At 62.6% G+C, this 22,372-nt stretch carries 21 protein-coding genes and 1 pseudogene; 12 read left to right on the top strand and 10 right to left on the bottom strand.

Annotated elements, in window-relative coordinates; genetic code table 11:
• Positions 1 to 138: 138 nt before the first annotated feature.
• Both LOS8367_RS14320 and LOS8367_RS14315 read right to left on the bottom strand, forming a co-directional pair.
• Positions 139 to 1,359 (bottom strand): AGE family epimerase/isomerase, encoded by a 1,221-nt coding sequence (locus LOS8367_RS14320; protein ID WP_085897204.1) that lies wholly within the window; start codon positions 1,357 to 1,359, stop codon positions 139 to 141.
• 19 nt (positions 1,360 to 1,378) lie between these two features.
• On the bottom strand, positions 1,379 to 2,389 hold the full coding sequence (locus LOS8367_RS14315; RefSeq protein WP_085897203.1) for a LacI family DNA-binding transcriptional regulator: 1,011 nt from the start codon (positions 2,387 to 2,389) through the stop codon (positions 1,379 to 1,381).
• A gap of 125 nt (positions 2,390 to 2,514) precedes the next feature.
• Between LOS8367_RS14315 and LOS8367_RS14310 the strand changes: the two genes are divergently transcribed.
• The 10 genes from LOS8367_RS14310 to LOS8367_RS14265 all read left to right on the top strand — a co-directional run bounded on the left by LOS8367_RS14310 (position 2,515) and on the right by LOS8367_RS14265 (position 13,598).
• The gene (locus LOS8367_RS14310) at positions 2,515 to 3,792 is read left to right on the top strand and encodes a glycerate kinase type-2 family protein (protein ID WP_085897202.1); all 1,278 of its coding nucleotides are present in this window, start codon (positions 2,515 to 2,517) and stop codon (positions 3,790 to 3,792) included.
• A 153-nt stretch (positions 3,793 to 3,945) separates the two neighbouring features.
• Positions 3,946 to 5,052: a LacI family DNA-binding transcriptional regulator gene (locus LOS8367_RS14305; RefSeq protein WP_242665606.1), complete on the top strand. Its 1,107-nt coding sequence runs from the start codon at positions 3,946 to 3,948 to the stop codon at positions 5,050 to 5,052.
• A 23-nt stretch (positions 5,053 to 5,075) separates the two neighbouring features.
• Entirely contained in the window at positions 5,076 to 6,422 is a 1,347-nt protein-coding gene (locus LOS8367_RS14300) for an ABC transporter substrate-binding protein (RefSeq protein WP_085897201.1), read from the top strand.
• Between the two features lie 88 nt (positions 6,423 to 6,510).
• Positions 6,511 to 7,815, top strand: coding sequence for a sugar ABC transporter permease (locus LOS8367_RS14295; RefSeq protein ID WP_242665605.1), 1,305 nt, complete (start codon positions 6,511 to 6,513; stop codon positions 7,813 to 7,815).
• Positions 7,812 to 9,020 (top strand): carbohydrate ABC transporter permease, encoded by a 1,209-nt coding sequence (locus LOS8367_RS14290; RefSeq protein WP_085897199.1) that lies wholly within the window; start codon positions 7,812 to 7,814, stop codon positions 9,018 to 9,020. Before LOS8367_RS14295 ends, LOS8367_RS14290 begins: the two co-directional genes overlap by 4 nt.
• Positions 9,021 to 9,025: 5 nt before the next feature.
• Complete coding sequence (locus LOS8367_RS14285) at positions 9,026 to 10,300, top strand: MGH1-like glycoside hydrolase domain-containing protein (protein WP_085897198.1); 1,275 nt, start codon at positions 9,026 to 9,028, stop codon at positions 10,298 to 10,300.
• A complete protein-coding gene (locus LOS8367_RS14280; protein ID WP_085897197.1) occupies positions 10,300 to 11,352 on the top strand; it encodes an ABC transporter ATP-binding protein in 1,053 nt (350 codons plus the stop codon). Before LOS8367_RS14285 ends, LOS8367_RS14280 begins: the two co-directional genes overlap by 1 nt.
• Before the next feature lie 175 nt (positions 11,353 to 11,527).
• Positions 11,528 to 11,779: a DUF1289 domain-containing protein gene (locus LOS8367_RS14275; RefSeq protein ID WP_085897196.1), complete on the top strand. Its 252-nt coding sequence runs from the start codon at positions 11,528 to 11,530 to the stop codon at positions 11,777 to 11,779.
• Positions 11,780 to 12,152: 373 nt separating this feature from the next.
• Positions 12,153 to 13,325 (top strand): tyrosine-type recombinase/integrase, encoded by a 1,173-nt coding sequence (locus LOS8367_RS14270; protein WP_085897195.1) that lies wholly within the window; start codon positions 12,153 to 12,155, stop codon positions 13,323 to 13,325.
• Between the two features lie 78 nt (positions 13,326 to 13,403).
• A complete protein-coding gene (locus LOS8367_RS14265) occupies positions 13,404 to 13,598 on the top strand; it encodes a helix-turn-helix transcriptional regulator (protein WP_085897194.1) in 195 nt (64 codons plus the stop codon).
• Positions 13,599 to 14,347: 749 nt separating this feature from the next.
• Here LOS8367_RS14265 and LOS8367_RS18870 read toward each other — a convergent pair.
• The 3 genes and pseudogenes from LOS8367_RS18870 to LOS8367_RS19320 form a co-directional block, all read right to left on the bottom strand.
• Positions 14,348 to 15,469, bottom strand: coding sequence for a hypothetical protein (locus tag LOS8367_RS18870; protein WP_133056340.1), 1,122 nt, complete (start codon positions 15,467 to 15,469; stop codon positions 14,348 to 14,350).
• A gap of 494 nt (positions 15,470 to 15,963) precedes the next feature.
• Positions 15,964 to 17,442: an RES family NAD+ phosphorylase gene (locus LOS8367_RS14260; protein WP_207569271.1), complete on the bottom strand. Its 1,479-nt coding sequence runs from the start codon at positions 17,440 to 17,442 to the stop codon at positions 15,964 to 15,966.
• A gap of 159 nt (positions 17,443 to 17,601) precedes the next feature.
• A pseudogene (locus LOS8367_RS19320) lies at positions 17,602 to 17,922 on the bottom strand (transposase); the annotation flags it as partial.
• Positions 17,923 to 18,058: 136 nt separating this feature from the next.
• On the opposite strand from LOS8367_RS19320, the gene LOS8367_RS19195 reads away from it, so the two are divergent.
• Positions 18,059 to 18,202: a hypothetical protein gene (locus tag LOS8367_RS19195; protein ID WP_242665604.1), complete on the top strand. Its 144-nt coding sequence runs from the start codon at positions 18,059 to 18,061 to the stop codon at positions 18,200 to 18,202.
• Between the two features lie 78 nt (positions 18,203 to 18,280).
• Positions 18,281 to 18,475 carry a helix-turn-helix transcriptional regulator gene (locus tag LOS8367_RS14245; RefSeq protein ID WP_085897191.1) on the top strand — a complete coding sequence of 65 codons (195 nt, stop codon included), beginning with the start codon at positions 18,281 to 18,283 and terminating at the stop codon, positions 18,473 to 18,475.
• Between the two features lie 119 nt (positions 18,476 to 18,594).
• Here LOS8367_RS14245 and LOS8367_RS14240 read toward each other — a convergent pair whose 3' ends face one another.
• From LOS8367_RS14240 to LOS8367_RS14220, 5 genes are all read right to left on the bottom strand, one after another.
• The gene (locus LOS8367_RS14240) at positions 18,595 to 18,924 is read right to left on the bottom strand and encodes a hypothetical protein (protein ID WP_085897190.1); all 330 of its coding nucleotides are present in this window, start codon (positions 18,922 to 18,924) and stop codon (positions 18,595 to 18,597) included.
• Positions 18,925 to 19,070: 146 nt separating this feature from the next.
• The gene (locus tag LOS8367_RS14235) at positions 19,071 to 19,760 is read right to left on the bottom strand and encodes a hypothetical protein (protein ID WP_133056339.1); all 690 of its coding nucleotides are present in this window, start codon (positions 19,758 to 19,760) and stop codon (positions 19,071 to 19,073) included.
• Between the two features lie 579 nt (positions 19,761 to 20,339).
• A complete protein-coding gene (locus tag LOS8367_RS14230) occupies positions 20,340 to 20,591 on the bottom strand; it encodes a hypothetical protein (RefSeq protein ID WP_085897188.1) in 252 nt (83 codons plus the stop codon).
• A gap of 11 nt (positions 20,592 to 20,602) precedes the next feature.
• The gene (locus LOS8367_RS14225; protein ID WP_165761480.1) at positions 20,603 to 21,475 is read right to left on the bottom strand and encodes a metallophosphoesterase; all 873 of its coding nucleotides are present in this window, start codon (positions 21,473 to 21,475) and stop codon (positions 20,603 to 20,605) included.
• The gene (locus LOS8367_RS14220; protein ID WP_085897186.1) at positions 21,469 to 22,344 is read right to left on the bottom strand and encodes a metallophosphoesterase; all 876 of its coding nucleotides are present in this window, start codon (positions 22,342 to 22,344) and stop codon (positions 21,469 to 21,471) included. The genes LOS8367_RS14225 and LOS8367_RS14220 overlap by 7 nt, the downstream gene beginning before the upstream one ends.
• Between the last annotated feature and the right edge of the window lie 28 nt (positions 22,345 to 22,372).

The following is a 22,372-nucleotide window of genomic DNA, read 5'->3' as shown; positions in this document are numbered from 1 at the left end:
TGAGCCCCCGCACCCCGACCAAGGGGCCCGGCGCGCGCCTTCACCGCGCCGGGCCCACCCGCCGGCCACTTTGTTCCACAAATACGCAAACCCCGCCGCCAGCCCCGATCCCGCCGCCAAGGACAAAGCCGCAAGGGCTCAGGCAGCATCCGAAGCCTTCTGCGCGGCAAAGCTCCCGGTCATGGTGCCGAGCGGGATCAGACAGGCCTGCAGCGCGTGATACAGGTCGGGCTTGCCGAAGAACGGGTCGGATGACGGCTGCCCCTGCGCGTCGATCTGTGGGTGCCAGCCGCCATTCTCGCGGTCGATCAGATGCAGCGCCGCGAAATCCCAGAAGCGACGGTACCATTCCTCGTAAAGGGGATCGCCGTCGAGTTCGGACAGCGCATGGGCCGCACCGATGCCCTCGCAGATCGGCCACCAGTAGCGTTCGTCGATGGTGGGGCGGTCGTCCCAGCCAAGAGTGTAGTAGAGCCCGCCCTTCTTCGTGTCCCAGCCATCCGCAACGGCGCGCTCGAACAGGGAACGCGCCGCCTCGGGGGCCCAGGCGAGCCTGCGGCCACCGGTCTCGTAAAGCTGAACCAGGAGCCGCGCCCATTCGAGCGAGTGGCCCGGTGTCAGCCCGGCAGGGCGGAACATCGGATCGCCGTCATAGTCGCGGTCAAGGCTCCAATCGGCATGGAAGTGCTCGGCTAGCCGCCAGCCATTCTCGCGGGCGCGACGATTGACGATGAGGTCGGCAATCCGCTCGGCCATCTCGAGGTGGCGCGCATCGCCGGTGGCCTCGAAGGCGGCCATCAGCGCCTCGGTCAGGTGCATGTTGCAGTTCTGGCCGCGATAGGGCTCGGTTTCCTGCCAATCGTCGTCGAAGCCCTCGCGGATCGCACCGTGCTCCTCCTCCCAAAACCGCTCGCGGATCAGGGTCGTGACGTCGTCGAGCATGCCCTGTGCGTCCTGATGTCCGGCCAGCTTGGCGCTCGCGGCGGCGAGGAGGACGAAGGCGTGGCCGTAGCCCGTCAGGCGCGGATCGGGCACGTCCCGGGCTGTAACGCCCCAGGCATAGCCACCGTTTGGCTGGCGGTGCCGTTCGCGCAGGAAGCGCATGCCGTGATTGACGATCCCCATGGCACCGGGGCGACCCATCAAGGCGGCGATGGCATAGCAATGCACCATGCGGGTGGTGACATGGATCTCGCGCAAGCCCTCCTCGCGGATCGCCCGGCCCTGCGCGTCAAGCGGGAAGAACCCGCCCTTGGGATCGATGCTTTCGGCCTCGAACAGGCGCAGCAGGTCGTCCGCCTCCCGCGCAAGCCAATGGCGGTGGTCGGGCCGGTCGGCCCAGCGGGTGGCAACAGTCATGAAGGCGTCTCCGGAGTGGTTATCGAGGCAAGGGCGGTGCGGTGGTGTCACGCAGGATCAGGGAGGCATCGAGTTCCTGGTGAACGGGGGCGGCGGCGCGGTCCGACAGCCGTGCAAGAAGCCGCTCGGCCAGGTGCTGGCCGAGGGAGTAGGGGGCGATCGAAAGGGTGGTCAGCGCCGGCGTGGCCAGCGCTGCGTCGGCGACGTCGTCGAAACCGATCACCGAGACTTCCCGCCCCGGCGTTTCGGCGCGCCGACCCAAGCCGAGACAGGCGCCGAGCGCCACCATATCGCCGTTGCAGACGACCGCCGTGACCTCCGGATGGGTCTCGCGCAGCTTTAGCATGGCGGAGAGGCCGCCGGGCTTGCTGTCCTCGCATGGGAAGACCTGCGGCGCGCCAAGGCCATGTGCGGCGAGGGCAGATGCATAGCCTGCGATCCGCTCGGCGCGCGGGGCGCGAGGCGTGGTGCCACCGAGAAAGGCGATTCGGCGATGGCCGAGTTCCACAAGGTGGTCGACCGCGCGACCGAGCGCCGCCGCGTTGCGCAGCCCGACATGATCGAAGCGTTCGGCCACGCGGTGCAAGAAGGTGACCACCGGCAGGCGCTGCGCCACGAGGAGGTCGAGCGTGGCGGGGTCGGTGCCGCTTGCCGGCACCCAGATCAGACCACCGCGCATGCTGGCGATCAGGGCGCGCAGATTGCGTCCCTCTCGCTCCGCATCGTCGCGGGAATCGAGTACCGAGACGAGATGACCCGCCCGTTCCAACCGGTCGCTCACGCCGCTGACGACCTCTGCATTGAACGGGTTGGCGAGGTGGTGCAGCACCAAGCCAATCTCGCGGTTTTCGCCGGAACGCAGTGCCGCGGCTCGGCCGTCGGGCAGGTAGTTCACTTGCCGCGCCGCCGCGAGCACCCGATCACGCGTCTGGGCCGAGATCCGTCCCGTGCCGCGCAGCACCTGACTGACCGTCGCGGTCGAGACGCCGGCCGCCGCGGCGACGGTGCTGAGCTTGGGTCTGTTTGCCATGGTCTCCGTTCCGCCAAGGCAGCAAGTGCTTTCCAGACATCAGATACAACGTTATACCTTGGCCGCGCAACGCCTGTCTGCCGAAGCGGCGGCGCGACCAGTCCTGTCGGCGAGGAGGAAACCGCATGACATCCGTTCCGCAGCCAGCCGCCGACCCGCGCGGTTTTCTTGAGACGCTCTTCCGCGCCGCCGTCGCGCGGGCCGATCCGATGGAGGTGATGGCCGATCACCTGCCGCCCCGCCCCGAGGGGCGGCTCCTGGTGATCGGGGCGGGCAAGGCCAGCGCCCGCATGGCCGAAGCGGTGGAGGCCGTCTATGGCCCTTGCGAGGGGCTGGTGCTGACGCGCTACGGCTATGCGCGACCCTGCCAAGGCATCGACATCGTCGAGGCGGCGCATCCGGTGCCGGACCGGGCGGGGCTCGAGGCGACGACGCGGCTTCTCGACATGCTGGCGGGACTGGGACCGGAGGATCACGTGCTGGCGCTGATCTCGGGCGGCGGCTCGGCGCTGCTTTGCGCGCCACCCGAAGGGATGAAGCTAGAGGACAAGCAGGCGGTGAACGAGGCGCTTTTGGCCTCGGGTGCGCCAATCTCCGCGATGAACGTGGTGCGTAAGCAGTTGAGCCGCGTGAAGGGTGGTCGGCTCGGCGCGGCCTGCGCTCCTGCGCGGCTCCTGACATTGGTGATTTCGGACGTGCCCGGCGACGATCCGTCGGAGATCGCTTCCGGGCCCACCGTGGCCGACACCAGCACGCCCGAACAGGCGCTGGAGGTCATCGAGCGCTGGAACATTGCGGTACCGGCCTCGGCCCGTGCGGCATTGGCGGCCGGGCTCGATCCGGTACGTCCCGGCGATCCCCGGCTAGCCCGGGCCAAGACCCGGATCGTCGCCGCGCCGTCGCAGTCGCTCGAAGCGGCAGCGGCGCTTGCCAAGCAGGCGGGCTGCGAGGTCCGGATGCTGGGCGACGCCTTGGAGGGAGAAGCGCGCGACTTGGCGCGGGAGCAGGCCCGCATGGCGCGCGAGATCGCGGAGGCGATGGCGCCGGGCGACGCGCCTGTGCTGCTCCTGTCGGGCGGTGAATGCACGGTGACCCGCCGCGGCAAGGGAAGCGGCGGTCCGAATGCCGAGTTCGCACTGGCCGCCGCGATCGCGCTGGAGGGTGATCCTCGGATCCACGTGCTGGCCTGCGATACGGATGGGGTCGACGGCTCGGACGAGGTTGCCGGCGCTTGTGCCGGGCCGGACACGCTGGCCAAGGCGGGGCGGGAGGCTGCGGAGACGGCGCTGGCAGAGAACGATGCCCATGGGTTCTTCGCCCGCGTAGAGGAGCAGGTCGTGACCGGGCCGACTCTAACCAATGTCAATGATTTCAGGGCCTTGCTCATTCTTCCGCGAGGTTGAGTAGCCAAGGTCTCCTTAAAAAAGTGAAGGCTGGCGGCGTGGACTGCCAGCTTCCCAATGCGGCAGTGCAGCATCGAAAAGCTACTGCTTTAACGAAATACCAATTGCCGAAACCGGTTTCGGAAACGAGCTTCGAATCAAGGGAGATTCGAAGTGACCAAGGCGATCCATGATCACGAAGAGGGCCGGGCGCAGCCGGGGCGGGTGACGATCACCGCGCTATCGGCGGCTCTGGGGCTCAGCAAGAGCACGGTGAGCCGGGCGCTGAACGGCTATCCCGATATTTCGGAGCGGACCCGTCTGAGGGTGCGCCGGGGCGCCGAAACCATGGGCTACCGCCCGCTCAGCCACGCGCAAGCGATCCGGACCGGCCGGGTGCGGGCGCTTGGCCTCGTGGTACAGATCGGCGATCACGACGCGCAGCGCCCGTTCCTCGCGGATTTCCTCGCCGGCATCTCCGTGGCCGCCAGCGCCGAGGGCTGGACCCTCACAGTAGCCACGGCCGATAGCGAAGCCGACGCGGTCCGCACCATGGAGCAGCTGGTCGAGGACCGGAAAGCCGACGGATTCATTCTGCCGCGCACCCTGTCGCATGACGCCCGCGTGGCGCTGCTGCGCGCACGGGGCGTGCCTTTCGTGATGTTCGGCCGCACCGCCGATCCCGAGGGCTGCGCTTGGTTCGACATCCTCGGCGAGGCGGCGATGCGGGACGCGGTGCTGCATCTCGCCAGTCTCGGCCACCGGCGGATCGCCTTCGTCAATGGCGGCACGGCCTACAATTACAGCCGTCTGCGCCTGCAAGGCTACCGCGACGGCCTCGACGCGGCCGGCCTGCCGGAGGATCCGGAGCTGATCCGCGGCGGTGCGCTCAACACCGATGACGGCGCGCGGGAAACGCGCGCTCTGCTGGCGCTGCCGCAGCCGCCCACGGCGGTGGTGTTCGCGGTCGACCACGCGGCTCTCGGCCTCTACCGGGCCTGCGCCGAGCGGGGGCTCCAGGTGGGCCGCGATGTCTCGGTGATCAGCTATGACGGCGTGCCGGACGGCGCCCATGTGCAACCGCCGCTGTCTTCCTTCACGGTCGACACCCGCGCGGCGGGGCACCGGCTCGCGGAACTGCTGATCGACCGCATCCGCGGCGCCGCCCCCGAGACCCTGCGCGAGACCGCCCGCGCCGCTTTCGCGGATCGCGGATCGGCCGGTCCGCCCCGGCTGAGTTCCGAAGCGCTGTCGAAGCGCCTCGCCACCGAAACCACATGATTTTCACCAAGGGAGGAGACATCATGACCCACAAGACCCGCCTGATGGCAGGTGCGGCGCTGATCGCGCTGAGCGCCGGGGCCGCGCAGGCCGAGGAGCTGCGCTTCTGGACCACCGAGGAGCAGCCCGAGCGGCTTGCCGCGCAGCAGGAGCTGGCGGCCGAGTTCGAGGCGGCCTCGGGCCATTCGGTCGAGGTGATCCCGGTCACCGAGAGCGATCTGGGCACCCGTGCCACCGCGGCCTATGCGGCGGGCGACCTGCCGGACGTGATCTATCACACGCTGCAATACGCGCTGCCCTGGGCCGAGGCCGGCATCCTCGACATCGATGCCGCGACCGACGTGATCGAGAACCTCGGCGAGGACACCTTCGCGCCCGGCGCGCTCGAGATGGCGGCACTTGAGGGCGGCGGCTATGCCAGCGTACCGGTCGATGGCTGGACCCAGATGATCATCTACCGCAAGGACCTGTTCGAGGAAGCCGGGCTCGAAGCGCCGACCTCCTTCGACGCGGTTCGCACCGCGATCGAGGCGTTGCACAACCCTCCCGAGATGTACGGCTTCGTCGCCGCCACCAAGGTCGACGAGAACTTCATGAGCCAGGTGCTCGAGCACGTCTTCCTCGCCAACGGCGTCTCGCCGGTCGGCCCCGACGGCTTCCAGCCGCTCGACGAGCAGAAGACCACCGAGGTGCTGGAGTTCTACAAGGCGATCGCCGAAGCTTCGCCGCCGGGCGAGCTTTACTGGGACCAGTCGCGCTCGCTCTACTTCTCCGGTGATGCGGCGATGATCATCTGGTCGCCCTTCATCCTCGACGAGCTTGCGGGCCTGCGCGACAGCAATCCGCCGACCATCAACGACGATCCGACCTCGCCCGAGCTGGCCTCGAAGACCGGCATCGTCACCAACTTCTCCGGCCCCTCGAACCCCGAGGGCGCGGCCTGGGCCGACATCCGCTACTTCGGCATCACTAACGACGCTTCGACCGACGCGGCGATGGAGTTCGTCGAGTTCTCGATGAACGAGGGCTACACCAAGACGTTGTCGATCGCGCCCGAGGGCAAGTTTCCGGTGCGGCGCGGCACCGCCGAGAACCCGGAGGAGTTCTCGGAATCCTGGGCCGCCCTTCCGATGGGCGTCGATCGCAAGAAGCCGATGTCCGAGCTCTACGACCAGGAGATGATCGACGAGATCGTCGGCGGGCTCGACGTGGCCAAGCGCTGGGGCGTCGAGGAGGGGCAGCTGGCGCTGGCCTCCAAGATGATCAACTCGCAGGCCATCAACCGCGTGGTGCGCCAGTACATCGATGGCCAGATCGACGCCCCGGCCGCCATCGAGGCGATGAACGACGAGCTGGCCGCGATCCAGTGATCGCGGCCGGGCGACCCTGCGCGTTCCTCCCCGCGCGGGGCCGCCCGCAAATCTCCATTTCCCATCCGCCATCCGCGAGGACCGGACCATGACCGCCCAGACCCCACGAAGTGGGCCAGTGCCGCTCGGCCAGAGCGCCGAGACGAGCCGCCCCGCGCCGAAACCGCCCAAGGGCCGCAACCCGCTCGAGCGCCGCGAGGCACGGCTGGCCTGGGGGCTCCTGCTGCCCACCGTCGCCGCCGTGACCCTCGTGGTCGTGCTGCCACTGCTGGCGATCTTTTGGATCAGCGTGAAGCCTGTCGGCCTCGCCGATCTGCGCCCGCCGACCCCGGTGGTCAGCGAGGATCTGCGCGGCCGGCCCGAAGCGGTGGGCGACGACGCCACGCTGCGCTACCGGCTGCGCAATTCCAGCCAGGACCAGGTGATCACCGGCGTGGTCCTGACCGACACCCTGCCCGAGGGGCTGGAGATCGGCGATCTCGACCCGCGCTGCGCGCTCGACGGGCTGGCCCTGACCTGCGAGCTCGGCGATTTCGAGGGCGGCCACCGCGAAACCATCGAGATCCCGGTCACCATCGGACAGGGTTTTGCCGATGCCGGGATGGAGCTGCCCGACAGCCCGCCGGGCCTCACCGGTCAGGCCCCCAACGTGCTGACCTCCGGCAATTTCACCTTCGAGAACTTCGCCCGCGTCTTCGACGGGTCCGAGTTCTGGGGCGTGCTGTGGGTGACGCTGGTCTACACCGTCTTCGGCACCATCGGCGCGCTGCTCTTCGGTCTCTTCGCGGCGCTGCTGCTGGACAAGTCGTTCCGGGGGCAGGGCGTGCTGCGCGGCCTCTACCTCTTTCCCTATGTCGCGCCGGTGATCGCGGTGGCCTTCACCTGGATCATCCTGTTCGACCCGTTCTCGGGCTCGGCCAACGCGCTGCTGATCCAGATGGGGGTGACGACCGAGGCGATCAACTTCTTCGGCCAGCGGCCCTTGGCGTTGATCATGGTGATCCTGTTTGAGGTCTGGCGCTACTTCCCTCTGTCCTTCCTGTTCATCCTCGCCCGGATGCAGTCGATCGACACCGACATGTACGAGGCCGCCGACATGGACGGGGCCAGCCCGTTCCAGCAGTTCTGGTACCTGTCGATGCCGCAGCTTCTGGGCATCCTGTCGGTGCTGTTCCTGCTGCGCTTCATCTGGACCTTCAACAAGTTCGACGACATCTTCCTGCTCACCGGCGGCAATGCCGGTACCCGGACCCTCACCGTCAACGTCTATGAACAGGCCTTCGCCGTCTCCAACATCGGGGCGGGCGCGGCCGTGGCCGTGGTGATCTTCGGCTGCCTGCTGGTGTTCAGCTTCCTGTTCTTCCGCTTCATCAGCCAGGAGGAGGGGCTATGAGCATGTTCCGTCACGGATATGTCGCAGGGCCGCTCCTGGGTCTTCTCTGGGCGCTGGTCATCGCCACCACCACCGCGGTCGTCTTTTCCTTCGCCACGGGCGGCGCCTACCGTCCCGGCGGCATTGGCGCGGGACTTCTGGGGGCCGGTCTCGGAACCCTCGCCGTGGCAATGCCGCGGCTGGCCGGGCCGGTGGGCCTCGCCCTCGGCGCCATCCTCGCCGTCACGCCGGTGGCGGCGGTGGTCACCGGGCCGGACGTCGCGCTCTGGACCGCGCTGCTGGCGGGCGGCGTCGCCGGTGCCGCCATCGGCTGGCCGATCGCGGCGATGATGCAGGGCTGTCGCCCCGGTGCGCTCACCCGGCACGAATTCGAGGCCGCGGTGATCCGCTTCCTGACCGGCTTCGGCTACATCTTCTTCACCGCCATCGTCGCCATCCCCTTCTACGTGATGGTGATGACCTCGCTGAAGAACCAGTCCGAGCTGATCCAGAACCCGCTCGACTTCTCGATCGACCTGTCCAAGGGCTGGGGGCTGTTTCGCAGCTATGCCGAACTGTTCGGCCAGTTCAACTTCGGCAGCTATCTCTGGACCTCGTTCCTGGTCTCGGTGCTCACCGTGATCATCACGCTGATCTTCGCCATTCCCGGCGCCTATGCGGTGGCGCGGCTGCGCTTCGCGGGACGGGCGATGATCTCCCGCTCGATCCTTCTGATCTACATGGTGCCGATGATCGTGCTGGCGCTGCCGATCTACATCGCCTTCTCGATGCTGGGCCTGCGCAACTCGATCTTCGGCATCGTCATGATCTACCCGGTCACCACGATCCCGGTCGCGCTCTACATGCTGCAGGGCTACTTCCGGGGGCTTCCGGCCGAGATCGAGGAGGCCGGTCTCATGGACGGGCTGTCGCGGCTCAAGGTGATCTGGCAGATCACCCTGCCGCTGTCGATGCCGGCGCTGGCCTCCGTCTCGCTCTACGTCTTCATGATCGCGTGGAACGAGTTCCTGCTGGCCTTCATGCTGCTCGACGATCCGTCGAAATTCACGCTCACCCGCGGCATCGCCGCCCTCAACTCCTCCGAGATCCCGCGCCAGCACCTGATGGCGGGCTCCGTGATCGCGACCGTGCCGATCATGGCGCTGTTCCTCGGGCTCGAACGCTTCATGACCAAAGGCCTCACCGCAGGCTCCGTCAAAGGATGATTCCCATGACCAACCCCCGCATCTCGCCCGCCCTCGACGAGCAGGCCCGCGCGATCCTGCGCGGCAACGACCGCGGCGGCTACACCGTGCCGACCGACGGGCTCTATCCCTACCAGTGGAACTGGGACAGCGCCTTCGCCGCCTGGGGCTTCGCGACCTTCGATCTCGACCGAGCCTGGACCGAACTCGAAACGCTGTTCTCGGCCCAGTGGGACGACGGCATGGTGCCGCACATCATCTTCCACAGGCCCGATCCGGGCTACTTCCCCGGCCCCGACGTCTGGGGCACGCAGGTTTCGCCGCCAACCTCCGGCATCAGCCAGCCGCCGGTGGCCGCGACCATGGCCCGGCTGATCCTCGACATGGACCCCGAGGCGGGCCGCGACCGCATCGCGGCGCTCTACCCGAAAATGCTCGCCTGGCACCGCTGGTGGCGCGACTACCGTTGCGGCTCGGGCGTGGTCGCGATCACCCATCCGTGGGAATCCGGGCGCGACAACTGCCCCGACTGGGACATCGGCATGAGCAATGTCGACGGCTCGAATGTCGGCGAATACACCCGCCGCGACACCGGCCATGTCGACCCGTCCATGCGCCCCGGCAAGGCGGATTACGACCGCTACATCGCCATGGTGCAGTTCGGCCGCGAGTGTGGCTGGGACCAGTCCGAGATCGTGAAGAACGGCCCGTTCCTGATGGCCGACCCGGGCATCACCTTCATCCTACTGCGCGCGCATGACGACCTCGCCGCCATGGGCCGCGCGCTCGGCCATGACGTGAGCGAGATCGAGGGCTGGGCCGCCGATCTGCGCGCCGCCGTGCCGTCGATCTGGAACGCGGAGACGCGCGGATACGACGCGCGCGACCTCAAGACCGGGCGCTTTTCGGGGCGGATCGGCTCGGCCGCCTTCCTCGCCTATCTCGCGGGCGTCGAAAGCCCCGAGCTGGACGCCCGCATGACCGAGCTGTGGGACGCGGTGCGTTACGGCTTTCCCTCGGCCGATCCGGCCTCGGCAGAGTTCGACCCGCGCCGTTACTGGCGTGGGCCCTCATGGCCGGTGGTCAACGCGTTGATGGCGATCGGGCTGAAGGATCGCGGCCACCACGCGGCCGCCGAGCGGCTGCGCCGCGAGACGGCGGAGCTGATCGAGCAGCACGGCTTCTTCGAATATTTCGATCCGATCGACGGCACGCCCTGTGGCGGCGATGCCTTCACCTGGACGGCGGCGATCTGGCTCACCTGGGCGGGAACGGCCGCTGACGCGAAAGGAGGTGCGTGATGTCATCTATCGAGCTCAGGGGCGTCGAGAAATGGTTCGGCAACGTCCAGGTCATCAAGGGCGTGGACCTCGCCATCGAGGAGGGCGAGTTCGTCATCTTCGTCGGGCCATCGGGTTGCGGAAAATCGACGCTGCTGCGGATGATCGCCGGGCTCGAGGGCACCTCGCGTGGGCAGATCATGGTGGGCGGGCGCGACGCCACCGCCGAGCCGCCGTCGAAGCGCGGCCTTGCCATGGTGTTCCAGTCCTACGCGCTCTACCCGCACATGTCGGTGGCCGAAAATATGGGATTCTCGCTCAAAGCCGCGGGCGTGAAGCCCGCCGAGCGGCAGGCCCAGGTGGCCGAGGCGGCCCGGGTGCTCAGACTTGAAGAGTATCTCGACCGCAGGCCCCGCGACCTGTCCGGCGGGCAGCGGCAGCGCGTGGCCATCGGCCGCTCGATCGTGCGCGATCCGACCGCCTTCCTGTTCGACGAGCCGCTGTCGAACCTCGACGCGGCGCTGCGCGTGGAGATGCGTTACGAGATCGCCAAGCTGCACCAGACGCTGAAATCGACGATGATCTACGTCACTCATGACCAGATCGAGGCGATGACGCTCGCGGACCGGATCGTGGTGCTGGAGGCGGGCCGCATCGCGCAGGTCGGCACGCCAAAGGAGCTCTACGAGCACCCAGCCAACCTCTTCGTGGCGCAATTCATCGGCAGCCCCAAGATGAACGTGCTGCCCTGCCGTACTTCGCGCGGCGAATGGCAGCTCGAAGGTGGCCGCGGCGGCGCTTATGCGGGCACCGGTGAGGCGGTGACGCTCGGGATTCGGCCCGAGCATATCGCTCTGTTGCCCGAGGGTCAGGGGGCCTGCGACGGTACGGTGGACCTGCTCGAATATCTCGGTGCGGACACCTATGTGATCGTCGATTGCGGCGACGCGCTGGGCAAGATCACCCTGCGGGTGATCGGCGGCTCCGACCTGAAGCCGGGCCAGCGCGTGGGGCTGGGTTTCGACGCGGAGCGAATGCATTTCTTCGATGCGCAGGGAGCGGCCGTGTCCTGATCCGTACGAGGTGTCCCGCCTGAGGGCATCTTGGTCCGATCGGCTCGTCGCGGGGCAACCTTGCGGAAAGCCGCGCGGCCGCCCGGGATACTCTTCGCCCCGTCTTTCCCCGGAAAGGCGGGGCCTCTATCTCGCTCAGGATACGCAGGCTGCCCCCTGTCTGAGCGGAGAATTCATGGCGAAGAAACTGCCATCCCCCTGCATCGATGTCTGCAAGTTCCGGCGCGAAGGCCATTGCATCGGCTGCTCGATGACCAAGGCGCAGAAGAAGATGTTCAAGACGCTGAAGCGCCCCGAGCATCGCGAGGGTTTTCTCACGATGCTGATCCACCAGCAGAATGATCTGGGCAAGTACCGGCACTGGACACCGGCCTATCTGAAGAAATGCGCCAAAAAGGGCATGGCGCCGCCCCCAGTCCTGAGCTGAGCGGTCTCCGAAACGAAAGCGCGCCGTTCCTGTCAGGTCGTGGTGGAGCCCCCGCCGAGTCAAGCGCGCGGCTTCCAAATGACTTCTTCACCGATAAGACCTGTAATCGAAGTCATCGTCGATGACGGACGATGTGTCTCGATCGGAACTCGAGGACGTCGAAGCGCTCTCACCAACGATCCGGCAAAGAATGGGGGGTGCTTGGTAGCGGAGGAGGCTACCAATCCATAATATCATACATTCTTAATTTGTGCCATAAGAGCCTGATTTATGGGGTACTATATCGGGAGCTGTTCTCATGAGTTCTCATTCAGTATCTTCCAATCCCGTCGATAATGATGGTAAAGATGATGGGACATATGGAGCGTGAGAGATGCCAAAGCTGACTGCTCGGAAGGTCGCCAGTCTGAGGGATGCAGGCATGTATTCCGATGGGGATGGGCTTTATCTGCGGATCGGCACGAAGGGTGGCAAGTCGTGGATCCTACGCACCGTCATCCATGGCAAGCGTCGGGACCTTGGCCTTGGCTCGGTGAAGACGAAGACCCTCGCAGAGGCACGGGAGGAAGCCTACGCGCTACGCAAGGTCGCCAGAGAGGGCGGTGATCCGGCTACCGCACGTCAGCGAGAAGCTCTGACTTTCGAGGAAGCAGCCTTAAATGTCTGGGAGCAACTGAAACCGACATGGCATGGCCCGGCCCACGCGCAGCGATGGAAATCGAGCTTAGACATGTATGTATTTCCGCATTTCGGGTCACGGCCGATCCATACCATCCAGAGTTCGGATGTGCTTGGCGTCCTCGCTCCTATTTGGGTGGCGAAGAACGATACCGCACGCAGGGTGAAACAGCGAGTCAACCAAGTGTTCGACTGGGCGAAGGGCGCCGGGCATTATCCCTCTGAGAACCCGACCGTAGGGGTTGAGAAGTCATTGCCGAGAGTGAAGGCCAAACCAAAGCATCACCCCGCTCTCCCTTGGCAAGAGCTGCCCGCCTTCATGGCGGAGCTGAAGCAGATGGAAGGTGTCTCCGCACGTTGCTTGGAATTGATTATCTTGACCGGCCTGCGCTCGAATGAGGGCCGGGGTGCAAGATGGGAGGAGTTCTCGGGGGACGTTTGGACCGTCCCTGCATCACGCATGAAAATCAAGGACGAAGTGCACCGGATCCCGCTTGCATCCGAAGCCAAGGCTATAGTTGGACAGATGGCTGGCTATGACGATGTCTTGGTATTTCCCAGCCCACAGAAATCCAAATCCGGTTTGGCGAAACCGCTCTCCGACACCGTATTCGAATCGCTGTACGAGCGGATGGGCCGTACCGGCTTCACCACACATGGCTTCCGCTCCACGTTTCGCGACTGGAGTAGTGAGTATGCGCATGCTGATCGGGAAATCGCGGAGATGGTGCTGGCACATGCGGTCGGCGGCCCTGTCGAACGTGCTTATGCCCGGTCCACACTCTTCGACCGCCGCCGCGACCTTATGCTGCGCTGGGCGCGCTTTGCGACCGGCAAGGAGACTGGGAAGGTGGTGGCGCTTGCATGATTGCCGTCCTTTAATCCAACAGAAACCGGGGCGCTGTATTTCGTGTGTCGAGGCAACGACAACACGAGAGCAGACAACATGATTGACAAGATCCTTCGCCGCGCGGCCGTGGAAGAGATGACCGGCCTGAGCCGCAGCACCCTGTACCGCATGATGGACCGGGGGGAGTTCCCACGCCCAGCGCGGATCGGCCAACGAGCCGTTGGCTGGAGACAGAGTTCAGTCAATACATGGCTCAGCCAATGCACCTCTGCCGAGGAGTGTAGGGCATGACGACAGAGGGCGATCGAAACCATCTGGCATGGCGACTGTCAGTATCTCATATGATGACGAGTTCGCCCCTAGTCGTGCTACGCTGAGGGATGCTCCTCAGGTCCGGACATGTGCTGCCTCACTTAATATCGACGGTATCTACCAACGGCTTGCGCCAATCCGCGAAAGGATCATCCAGCGTATCTTCCGGCGCCGGGACGACATGCAGTCTATGCCCGTTTCCGAGAAGCCCGATAGCCGCCTCAGCTACACCATGCCCCGGCACATGACCCAGGGTAATGTCGTAGAACGACCTATCGTCAAGCGCTTGCAGCCCCCGGGCGATGCAGTGGTGGCGGGGCGAGGGGTTCCAGATAGCCTCTCCAAGCCGCGCCATAGGTGGGAGGATCTCGCCAAGTGCCAAACTGGAGACCGCCCGCCTTAAGGCTCGCATATATTTTTTTCCAGCCCCTCGCGCCGCTCCAGTGAAGGCCGGGTTGTGCCGCAAAAACCTTCGGCACTTCCGCTGCATGAGGCGAGTTTAACGCTTTTTACCGGCGACTTCGCTCCGAGCCTCTGCAGTTTTCCGAAATGCCGAAGATTTATCTAGATGCACCTAGGTTTGCCGGACTTACTACTCGTCCTCCGGTCGCCCCCTTGATTAATCAAGCCTGTCACAGCGGTGTTTAATGTCTTCAGTGGGGAAAGTTAATGGAAGCTCCAGCTTCTTGTGATATACATCGACGCTTTCTAAGCTTATGCGCTCCCCTTTACTTTAGAAGTGAGATAAGTGGGTCAATCAAGGAAGCAGCAGTCAGTGCAGTGCCCCAGTAAGCTATTCTCCTGTTGAATCTAGAGCTCGCTTCCTCTCCTTTTCTTTGGGAGATGAGGTCAGAAACTTGTGATAGTGATGCGATTTGCTCGCTAAGTTCGGAGACTTTTTCTTTAAGTTTCAGTTCATTTTGAATCTTCTCCCAAATGGGGGGGAGGTCAATCCGGTCAAGCTGAATTGGATGCTTGTAGTAGTAAGCTGTTTTGAAAAGGCTTAGCTTTTGCAATAGGTCGGTCAAATCTCTGGATGTTTCTGAGAAGTTTTCTTTGGTCATCTGCTTGGAGGCCAAGCTTGAGGATGTTTTAGTAAAGTCATCGAGTGCCGCAGAATAGGCATCAGCGAGGGCGGCGATAATGATTACCCTCTTGAAGTTATCATCATTATCATTGGTGTATACTACCCTTCTCAGATCAATTGTAATCTCCCCTTGATTCTTGAACCTGATTATCTTATTTTCTGGGAGCGCCTTCGAGCCCCTAGTGAATCTCGACGAGATTAACTTCCTGTCTTTCTTGTTGTCCGGCGAGAACTTGGATGGATCCAAGTCCAGATGCGCAATGCAAAAAGCTTTTTTCCCGCTGAGGCCGCTGTTAAACGAGCCATTTGGATTTTTTCCGGGAGAACTTCTTTGGATGCATACCTTTATATTCTTCTCAAACTCAGTTCCTGCAAAGAAGCTCAGGAACCACTCTTCCTCACTTCCTTCATTCGTGGGGGTTTGAATCTTGTATAGCTTTGATGCTTCCGAGACTTCTGGGATAAGGAAGCCGATATTCTTTCCGCCAATTTTCAGGTCCGTCAATTCTTCGCCTGCGTGCGCATTCGCGCATTCAATTACGGCATACCTCGAGAAGAATATATCCTTTGATTCATAGCCTTTAGGGCTGATGTCTTTGTTTTCTTTATCATTGTTGCTGTCAATCACTGAGGCCTGATCAGGCGGATTTTCTTTGGGCCCCTCAATTCTAGTGTTGTTTTTTGCTTCCGCTCCAGTGGGGATGCCTCCTTTGCTAATTAGACGTCGTCTGGGGGGGCGGGGAGTGGGGTAGGGGGTAGTCAAAGTAAGATTCCAGTTCCGTTGCTTTCAGGACTTGTAGTGCTGCCGTAGGAGTAACGTTCTACACAGCGCGTGAATTTGCTCACTGCCGGAACCGGCGAGCAACGTTGCAAGCAGCATTGCCATTCAATCTAGGGGTGATTTGTGTCATTCATGACACGCGACAGATGCCGGCCCTTGAATGCAATGCCTCAGATGGGCCGACGATCTGGCTTCCGATAGACAAGATCAGGACTCCAGAGCGATAGTTTTACTTACCACCTCGTCCGGTAGTCCTAGCGGACTTGAAAGCAGCTGGTGCCATGTTGACGAGACCATACAGCTTGCCAGAGGCGAAGAGGGGGCGCCTGCGACTTGCGCAGACGCGGCGGCAGCCGTAGGTAAACCGTTACGGGATCGCCTCCGCGATAGGATCGCAGGTGTCCGAGCCGCGACCTCTCAGGTCGCCGAGAAAAATAAGTTCCCGTCGGTCATCCGGCTGACTGCAAGTTTGCTGTTCAGAAAGGTGACTCGCGTTTCTCAAAACGGTGTCGTCTGACAGAATGGCTGTGAGTTTCGATCTGCACCGCATTCACTTTATGCACACGCAACGAATTGGTATCGATCCTAAGTGTTGTTTCTCTCGGATCGGCGTTCAGCCGGTCTCCCCAGTCGCCTAAGGGAAGCTCGAATGGGCTGCGCTGTCTGCCCTCATCTGTATCTTCTTGCTCGTTATCCCCGACGGGTGGTACTTCCTCGCTGACCGAAAAATCAGGCTCAGGGCCATCTTCATAATTTGAGTATGTTCTTGCGGTGATTTCCGTACCGCCCGGTATTTCGAGTTCTCCGCAACGCGAAGCCTTGTGGAACAGGACAGCATTCACACCGTTTCCGCCAACTTGAACAGAGGGAAACAGTATGCCATCGAGTGGAACCTGACCTTCGGTAGCGAGATAATCGGCAATGGCCTGTGTTGGCAGGTATTCCATCTCCTGATCATCCGGCAAGACAGGGCGAGACATGCGGCGGCTCAAAGTCCGCAAGAACATCATCCGCCCCAGCCGATAGGCATAATCAGGATCAAAGATGCTGCCGCGCTCAAGGACATCGCCAAGAGCCGCGAGATCGAGCAACCTCAAGGGGCGAATGATCTCGAAGCGCGCTAGCGCAACCCAGCTTCCGACAGGTGGTCGTACTTCGGCCAGCGCAATTTCTGGAGTGGTCGCTCCATAAAATACCGATATGCCTTTGGCATTCATACGGCCTGATGCTGCGGCCCACGCCGGAGGTGCGGATAACTCAAGATCAGGGCGCCTCATTGCCTTTTGTAGTGGCTCTTCTGACTGAAAGACTCGCCCTCGGAAGAAATGAGAAACCGCTGTCCCCGGTCCGACCGCTTCGACCAAAAAGCGACCATCGCCTGTCCGCATTTCATCGATACGGTCAAACAGTTCGCTCAGATGTGTGGCAGCAGTGCGGCTGAAAAATCGTGCTTCAGTTTTTATCTGCTTTTCGAAGCCGCTCCATTCCTCTTGCCAGCGCTCGTCTCGCGGCATGATCTCTTCATAATGAGCATCATCGGAGAACTCGGCTTCTATGCCCATTGTGGCCCCTTCGAAGTCGAAGTGGCGGTAACTCAGGATCGTCTGAACATTCTGTGCTATCTCTTCAGAGGTATGTGCAGCATCCATGATAGCATAACGGCTCTGTTGCCCATCACGCTGCCAATCATAGTCGATCTCCTTGTCGCGGAGCAGTGCATATTCATAGGAGTTTGGTTCGCTGGCTGTGCGAGAATAATGCGTCTCGAATGCCACTTCAATTCGGCCGGCCAGGTCTTTAAGAGTAATGCATGAAACTTCGCTATCCCCGCAGAAAGGGCAATTGCCCTCTTCGCCCTCGTTTTCGATGCATTCGGAAAGATAGGCGTCTCCGATGCATCCGGCGCAAATTTCCTGATTCTCTAATTCTTCAAGTTCTTCTTTTGTTATCGTCAACTTCTGCTCTCATAGACTCTGTTGCGCAAAACGGGTGATGACCGAAGTGCTTCGGTCGGACTTATCCCACGGCCTTTGTGACGGGTATAGCAAGCGCCGTGAAGCCGTTGAGCACGGCAATGCGGATTTGGACTTCAGCCACCTGACGGTCGAAGTCCCGGGGATGTTCACCTCCAGCACCTTCTGGCGTCGGCACAGCGTGCTGAAGTCCGGCACCGACCAATCCAGATCGATCAGCTGCGATAGGCTTTCGACGAAGCGGGTCGTCTGGCGAAGCGCCATGCCGAACAACACCTTCACCGCCAGGCAGACTTGGATTGCCGCATCGCTGTCGCTGTCGCTGTCGCTGTCGCTGTCGCTGTCGCTGTGCTGGCGGCCCATCTTGCCCGTCGGTGGCGGCGTCCAAATCATCTAGGGGTCAAGCCAGGTCGTCAGAGAGCCATGCTTCGTCGGCGCCGCGTTGTCGTCGGACCAGCTCATGGTCTTTTAGCTCGGCGGCGTCGGTCTGCTGCTCATGTAGCCCCGCTACCACGCTGGATTCCGGAGATGAAACCCGTTAGTGCGTTTGCGCAACAGAGCAAGTGAGTATGCGCATTCTGATCGGGAAATCGCGGAGATGGTGCTGGCACATGCGGTCGGCGGCCCTGTCGAACGTGCTGATGCCCGGTCCACACTCTTCGACCGCCGCCGCGACCTTATGCTGCGCTGGGCGCGCTTTGCGACCGGCAAGGAGACTGGGAAGGTGGTGGCGCTTGCATGATTGCCGTCCTTTAATCCAACAGAAACCGGGGCGCTGTATTTCGTGTGTCGAGGCAACGACAACACGAGAGCAGACAACATGATTGACAAGATCCTTCGCCGCGCAGCCGTGGAAGAGATGACCGGCCTGAGCCGCAGCACCCTGTACCGCATGATGGACCGGGGGGAGTTCCCACGCCCAGCGCGGATCGGCCAACGAGCCGTTGGCTGGAGACAGAGTTCAGTCAATACATGGCTCAGCCAATGCGCCTCTGCCGAGGAGTGTAGGGCATGACGACAGAGGGCGATCGAAACCCATCAGGCATGGCGTGTGTCAGTATCTCATATGATGAAGAGTTCGCCCCTAGTCGTGCTACGCTGAGGGATGCTCCTCAGGTCCAGACACGTGCTGCCTCACTTGAAATCGACGGTATCTCCGAGCGGCTTGCACCAATCCGCGAACGGATCATCCAGCGCATCCTCCGGCGCCGGGACGACATGCAGTCTATCCCTGTCTCCGAGGAACTCCACGACCGCGACTTGGGGCATCTTCATCGCAGCACCCACGTCTACGCAAATACGTCGCTTTGGTGCGGTCTCCTGCAGTAGCTTGGTAACTTGGTCGACCGACAGGAGAGGCCGCGTGGTGGCTGTGTCATGGGGTTTCAGAACCTCTTCACCGTGCTCAGCGGCCTCGATGAGCGTCGAGAGCGGCGCCTTCGCTTCGGTGATGCTCGCCTTCATGGGTGCCTCCCTCTGGATGCTTGGTCCGGTTCGGCTTGCGCGGCCGGTGTATCCAGTGGGCGTAGGCAAGGCCGCCTACTAGGTAGACGGCGAGCACGATCAGAACGGCATATTCGTGTGGCATAGGCCAGGACCTCCAGCGACCACTATAGGCGCTTGGCAAGGTCCACGACAGGCTGGGGATCTGCGCCGGCCGCGAGCCAGTCCTTGGGCGAGACCATCCGCCCCGCGATGACCAGGCTAGGCGATGGCGTGACGAAGAAGCTGTAGACCCGCAATGACTCCATGTCGCATGGGACCCAATGGAAGACACTCTCAAGATGCGGCAGCAGGCCCGCAGACCCGATCTGGAACGCTAAGACGCGCCAGTGGTGCCCTGCGCACCATATTCCGAGCAGCTTCCCCTCCTCGAGGCGCTGGTACAGATCCCTCTCTTCCAGGCCGGTGATCCGGGCTGCCTCATGCAGCGGCATCGCCGTGGCAATCAGATCCTCCTGAAGGGCCAGCGCTTCTCGCAGCTCGACCAGATCTTCATACGATCCCGAATTGCCGAGCGGCATAAAGGCGTCCCATTCGCTGGGCATCAGCACCGGAAACTGGTCTTTCGCGAACTGCTGCCGGACTCCGCGTATCCGGGCCAGGAACGTCCTGAAGACCATCTGCTCTTCGAAGTAGCGGGCGGCGTCTTCCTGGGCTGCCTGCATCTCTGCTTGGGAGGCATCGGGCTGAACATCCATCTGCAGCCCGTCGATCGGGAAGCCGGCGTAGAGGACGCGGGTACCAGTGCCGGTCTGGCTTTCAAAGACGATCTTATTGGGGGTGATAATGGTAGACATCGGGACCTCTTGGTCGCTACGGATGCAGGAACACAAGAAGAACATTGGCTGGGGCCGAGGGTTCCGTCAATGGCCAAGACAAGGGCTTGAAACCCTATATTTCTAGGTCCTTGTCCAGAAACCAAGTCCAGAAAATCCGTGGCTGTCGCAAGCTACATGATGCAAAAATATGCAAACGCATCTTTGTGCAGTCGACTGATAGCGCCATGCTGTCGATGGTGCTCATCAGGGGTTTCATTACCCGGCGCTTGGCTTTTTTCGGTTCTTAGCCTTTAGATAGCACGCGCAGGACGTCAGCAGGATACCACCCTCCGATAGGCTTCTGGGCGGACGGTAATCGTGCTTCGAGTTCGGCCGCGAACGGTCCAACTTCCTTGTCCGTGATAGTAGTGGATGTGCCCAACCGCTTCGCAGCGAGATCAAGCAACCGCTGTCGGTCGCTATCATGTCCCGTTAGCCCTCCGTCCGCGCGTGGGGGATCGAACTCGACGTCGTCCGCGCCGGGGTAGTGCAGTGCTTCGGCCAGCGTCCTATCGCGCGACGGGGGGCGCTCATCTCCGTGCTCCATCATCACCTCGCTTATCCACTGTATCCTGAAATCGTCATCTCGAACGCCTCGACGGCGATGATCAGGTCATCGAGCCGCTTACCTTCTGGCGTCCCTAGAGCCGCTCCGGCGCGCTGCAGGCGGGCGAGCTCCGCATATGCCTGCTCACACGCATCCCGCGTTTTGATGACAAGCCGATCGGTGCGGGCGATCTCCTCGTCGAGGTAGAGCGTGCTCCGATGCAGGTGTCGGGGGAAGGCAGGATGATCGTCAGGGTCGCTCATGCTGGACCTCCTCACCTGATGTCGACGGTATCTCCCAGCGGCTTGCGCCAATCCGCGAACGGATCGTCGACCCAGTCGGCCGGCGCGGCAGCAACATGCAGTCTATGCTGGGTGCCGAGGAATTCTACCGCCGCAATCTGAGGCATCTTCATTGCCCCGACATCGACACAGATGGCCCGGTGCTTGCCGGCAACCTCAAGGACTGTGGATGCCTCCTCGACCGATAGCAGGGGCCTTGTGGTGGCTGGTGAGTGGCCGTGAACGACCATGTGAAGACCATGATGCTCCCATCCGCCTTGCCAGCTCAGGAAGGGCTGCCGGATCCAAGCCCAGTGTCGATCCAGTTTGTCCCGCGCGAAGCGATCCTGTTCGAGGAATTCGTCAGCATTCATCTCCGGATGCAGCCCCGCATGCACGAACAGGACGCCTTCTCGGATGAGATGGGTAGCCCCGTGGCGGAGCGTGTCTTCCAGCCCGTCAGGAAAGGCGGCTCGTAGTGCCGCGAGCCGGGCTTCGTCGCCCATCTCGTCCTGCGAGCCGATGCACTGCAAGGTCTTTGAGCCACCAATGATCTTCCACCAGTAAACCTCTTTCGGGTCGTCGATGGCTTTCAGCATCATGATTTCGTGGTTGCCTGGCAGGATGTGGCACTCGTCGGCGCGCGAGGATGCATTCCAGGCCAGTTCGAAGCAGCGTAGGCTCTCCGCCCCACGATCACAGAGATCGCCAAGGAGGATGATCTCGCGTTGCCCGACACGTGGGATGCTATCGATGTGGTCCAGTAGGCGCTCCAGCGCGCCGGCTTGACCGTGGACGTCGCCGATTGCGAAGGTCTGCGTCTCGAAGCTTGGGCCAAAATTGGAAGCCCAGTCGGTGATCAGCATGGGGCCTCCTGCGGTGCCGGAGCGACATGCAGCCGATGCTGCGCGCCAAGAAACTCTACTGCCGCTACCTGCGGACATACAGTAGCGCCGACATCGACGCAGATGCGCCTCTTCGAGGCCGTTGCACACATCAGTTCAGTGACATCACTTGCAGCCGCGAGAGGCTTCATCGTTGCGGGAGTGTGGCCGTGGACAACCCATTTGAAGCCTTGAACCTCCCAACCATCTTCCCAAGCGAGGAATGGTCTCCGAACGTGAGCCCAGTGTGCCCCCGGGAAGCGGCCACGCCAGATGGTGCCATGCTGGCCGAGGAACTCGTCGGCTTCGACAAGCGGGTGCAGCCCTGCATGAACGAAAAGGATGCCTTCTCGCACGAGGTGAGTAGGCCCGCCTCGCAACAGGTCTTCCAAACCCTTGGGCAAGGCCTTTCGTAGAGCAGAGACGGCAAGCTCAAGGGGGAGATCCTCATCGGGATCGACGCAACGCAGCGTCTGGCATCCACCGTCTCGATGCCAGTCTGCCAGAGCCCTTCTGCGACCCTCAAAGGCGATCAACATCATTAGCTCATGATTGCCCGGGAGGATGTGGCGCGCGTCGGCAAGCGAGGAGGCGTTCCAGGCCAGCTCGAAGGCGCGCAGGCTATCGGGTCCGCGATCGCAGAGATCGCCGAGGAAGATCAGTTCCCGCCGGCGCCCGTCGCGCGGAATGCTATCGATATGATCGAGAAGGCTTTCGAGCGCATCCGCTTGTCCATGAACGTCGCCAATCGCGAAAACTTGGTCAGCAAAGTCAGGGCCATGGTTGGAAGCCCAGTTTGAAGCTAGCATGTTATCCCCTTCGCTGTTGACGGATTCTACCCCAAGCTGCATGCTAGCGTCATGTGCATGTGGATCACAT

This window comes from Limimaricola soesokkakensis, assembly GCF_900172345.1.
Lineage (GTDB): Bacteria > Pseudomonadota > Alphaproteobacteria > Rhodobacterales > Rhodobacteraceae > Limimaricola > Limimaricola soesokkakensis.
This window is presented reverse-complemented; position numbering and strand designations above follow the sequence as displayed.

Coding starts and splice junctions, on each gene's coding strand:
- LOS8367_RS14320 (WP_085897204.1), bottom strand. CDS start 1,359: ATGACTGTTGCCACCCGCTGGGCCGACCGGCCCGACCACCGCCATTGG.
- LOS8367_RS14315 (WP_085897203.1), bottom strand. CDS start 2,389: ATGGCAAACAGACCCAAGCTCAGCACCGTCGCCGCGGCGGCCGGCGTC.
- LOS8367_RS14310 (WP_085897202.1), top strand. CDS start 2,515: ATGACATCCGTTCCGCAGCCAGCCGCCGACCCGCGCGGTTTTCTTGAG.
- LOS8367_RS14300 (WP_085897201.1), top strand. CDS start 5,076: ATGACCCACAAGACCCGCCTGATGGCAGGTGCGGCGCTGATCGCGCTG.
- LOS8367_RS14295 (WP_242665605.1), top strand. CDS start 6,511: ATGACCGCCCAGACCCCACGAAGTGGGCCAGTGCCGCTCGGCCAGAGC.
- LOS8367_RS14290 (WP_085897199.1), top strand. CDS start 7,812: ATGAGCATGTTCCGTCACGGATATGTCGCAGGGCCGCTCCTGGGTCTT.
- LOS8367_RS14285 (WP_085897198.1), top strand. CDS start 9,026: ATGACCAACCCCCGCATCTCGCCCGCCCTCGACGAGCAGGCCCGCGCG.
- LOS8367_RS14280 (WP_085897197.1), top strand. CDS start 10,300: ATGTCATCTATCGAGCTCAGGGGCGTCGAGAAATGGTTCGGCAACGTC.
- LOS8367_RS14275 (WP_085897196.1), top strand. CDS start 11,528: ATGGCGAAGAAACTGCCATCCCCCTGCATCGATGTCTGCAAGTTCCGG.
- LOS8367_RS14270 (WP_085897195.1), top strand. CDS start 12,153: ATGCCAAAGCTGACTGCTCGGAAGGTCGCCAGTCTGAGGGATGCAGGC.
- LOS8367_RS14265 (WP_085897194.1), top strand. CDS start 13,404: ATGATTGACAAGATCCTTCGCCGCGCGGCCGTGGAAGAGATGACCGGC.
- LOS8367_RS19195 (WP_242665604.1), top strand. CDS start 18,059: ATGGTGCTGGCACATGCGGTCGGCGGCCCTGTCGAACGTGCTGATGCC.
- LOS8367_RS14245 (WP_085897191.1), top strand. CDS start 18,281: ATGATTGACAAGATCCTTCGCCGCGCAGCCGTGGAAGAGATGACCGGC.
- LOS8367_RS14240 (WP_085897190.1), bottom strand. CDS start 18,924: ATGAAGGCGAGCATCACCGAAGCGAAGGCGCCGCTCTCGACGCTCATC.
- LOS8367_RS14235 (WP_133056339.1), bottom strand. CDS start 19,760: ATGTCTACCATTATCACCCCCAATAAGATCGTCTTTGAAAGCCAGACC.
- LOS8367_RS14230 (WP_085897188.1), bottom strand. CDS start 20,591: ATGAGCGACCCTGACGATCATCCTGCCTTCCCCCGACACCTGCATCGG.
- LOS8367_RS14225 (WP_165761480.1), bottom strand. CDS start 21,475: ATGCTGATCACCGACTGGGCTTCCAATTTTGGCCCAAGCTTCGAGACG.
- LOS8367_RS14220 (WP_085897186.1), bottom strand. CDS start 22,344: ATGCAGCTTGGGGTAGAATCCGTCAACAGCGAAGGGGATAACATGCTA.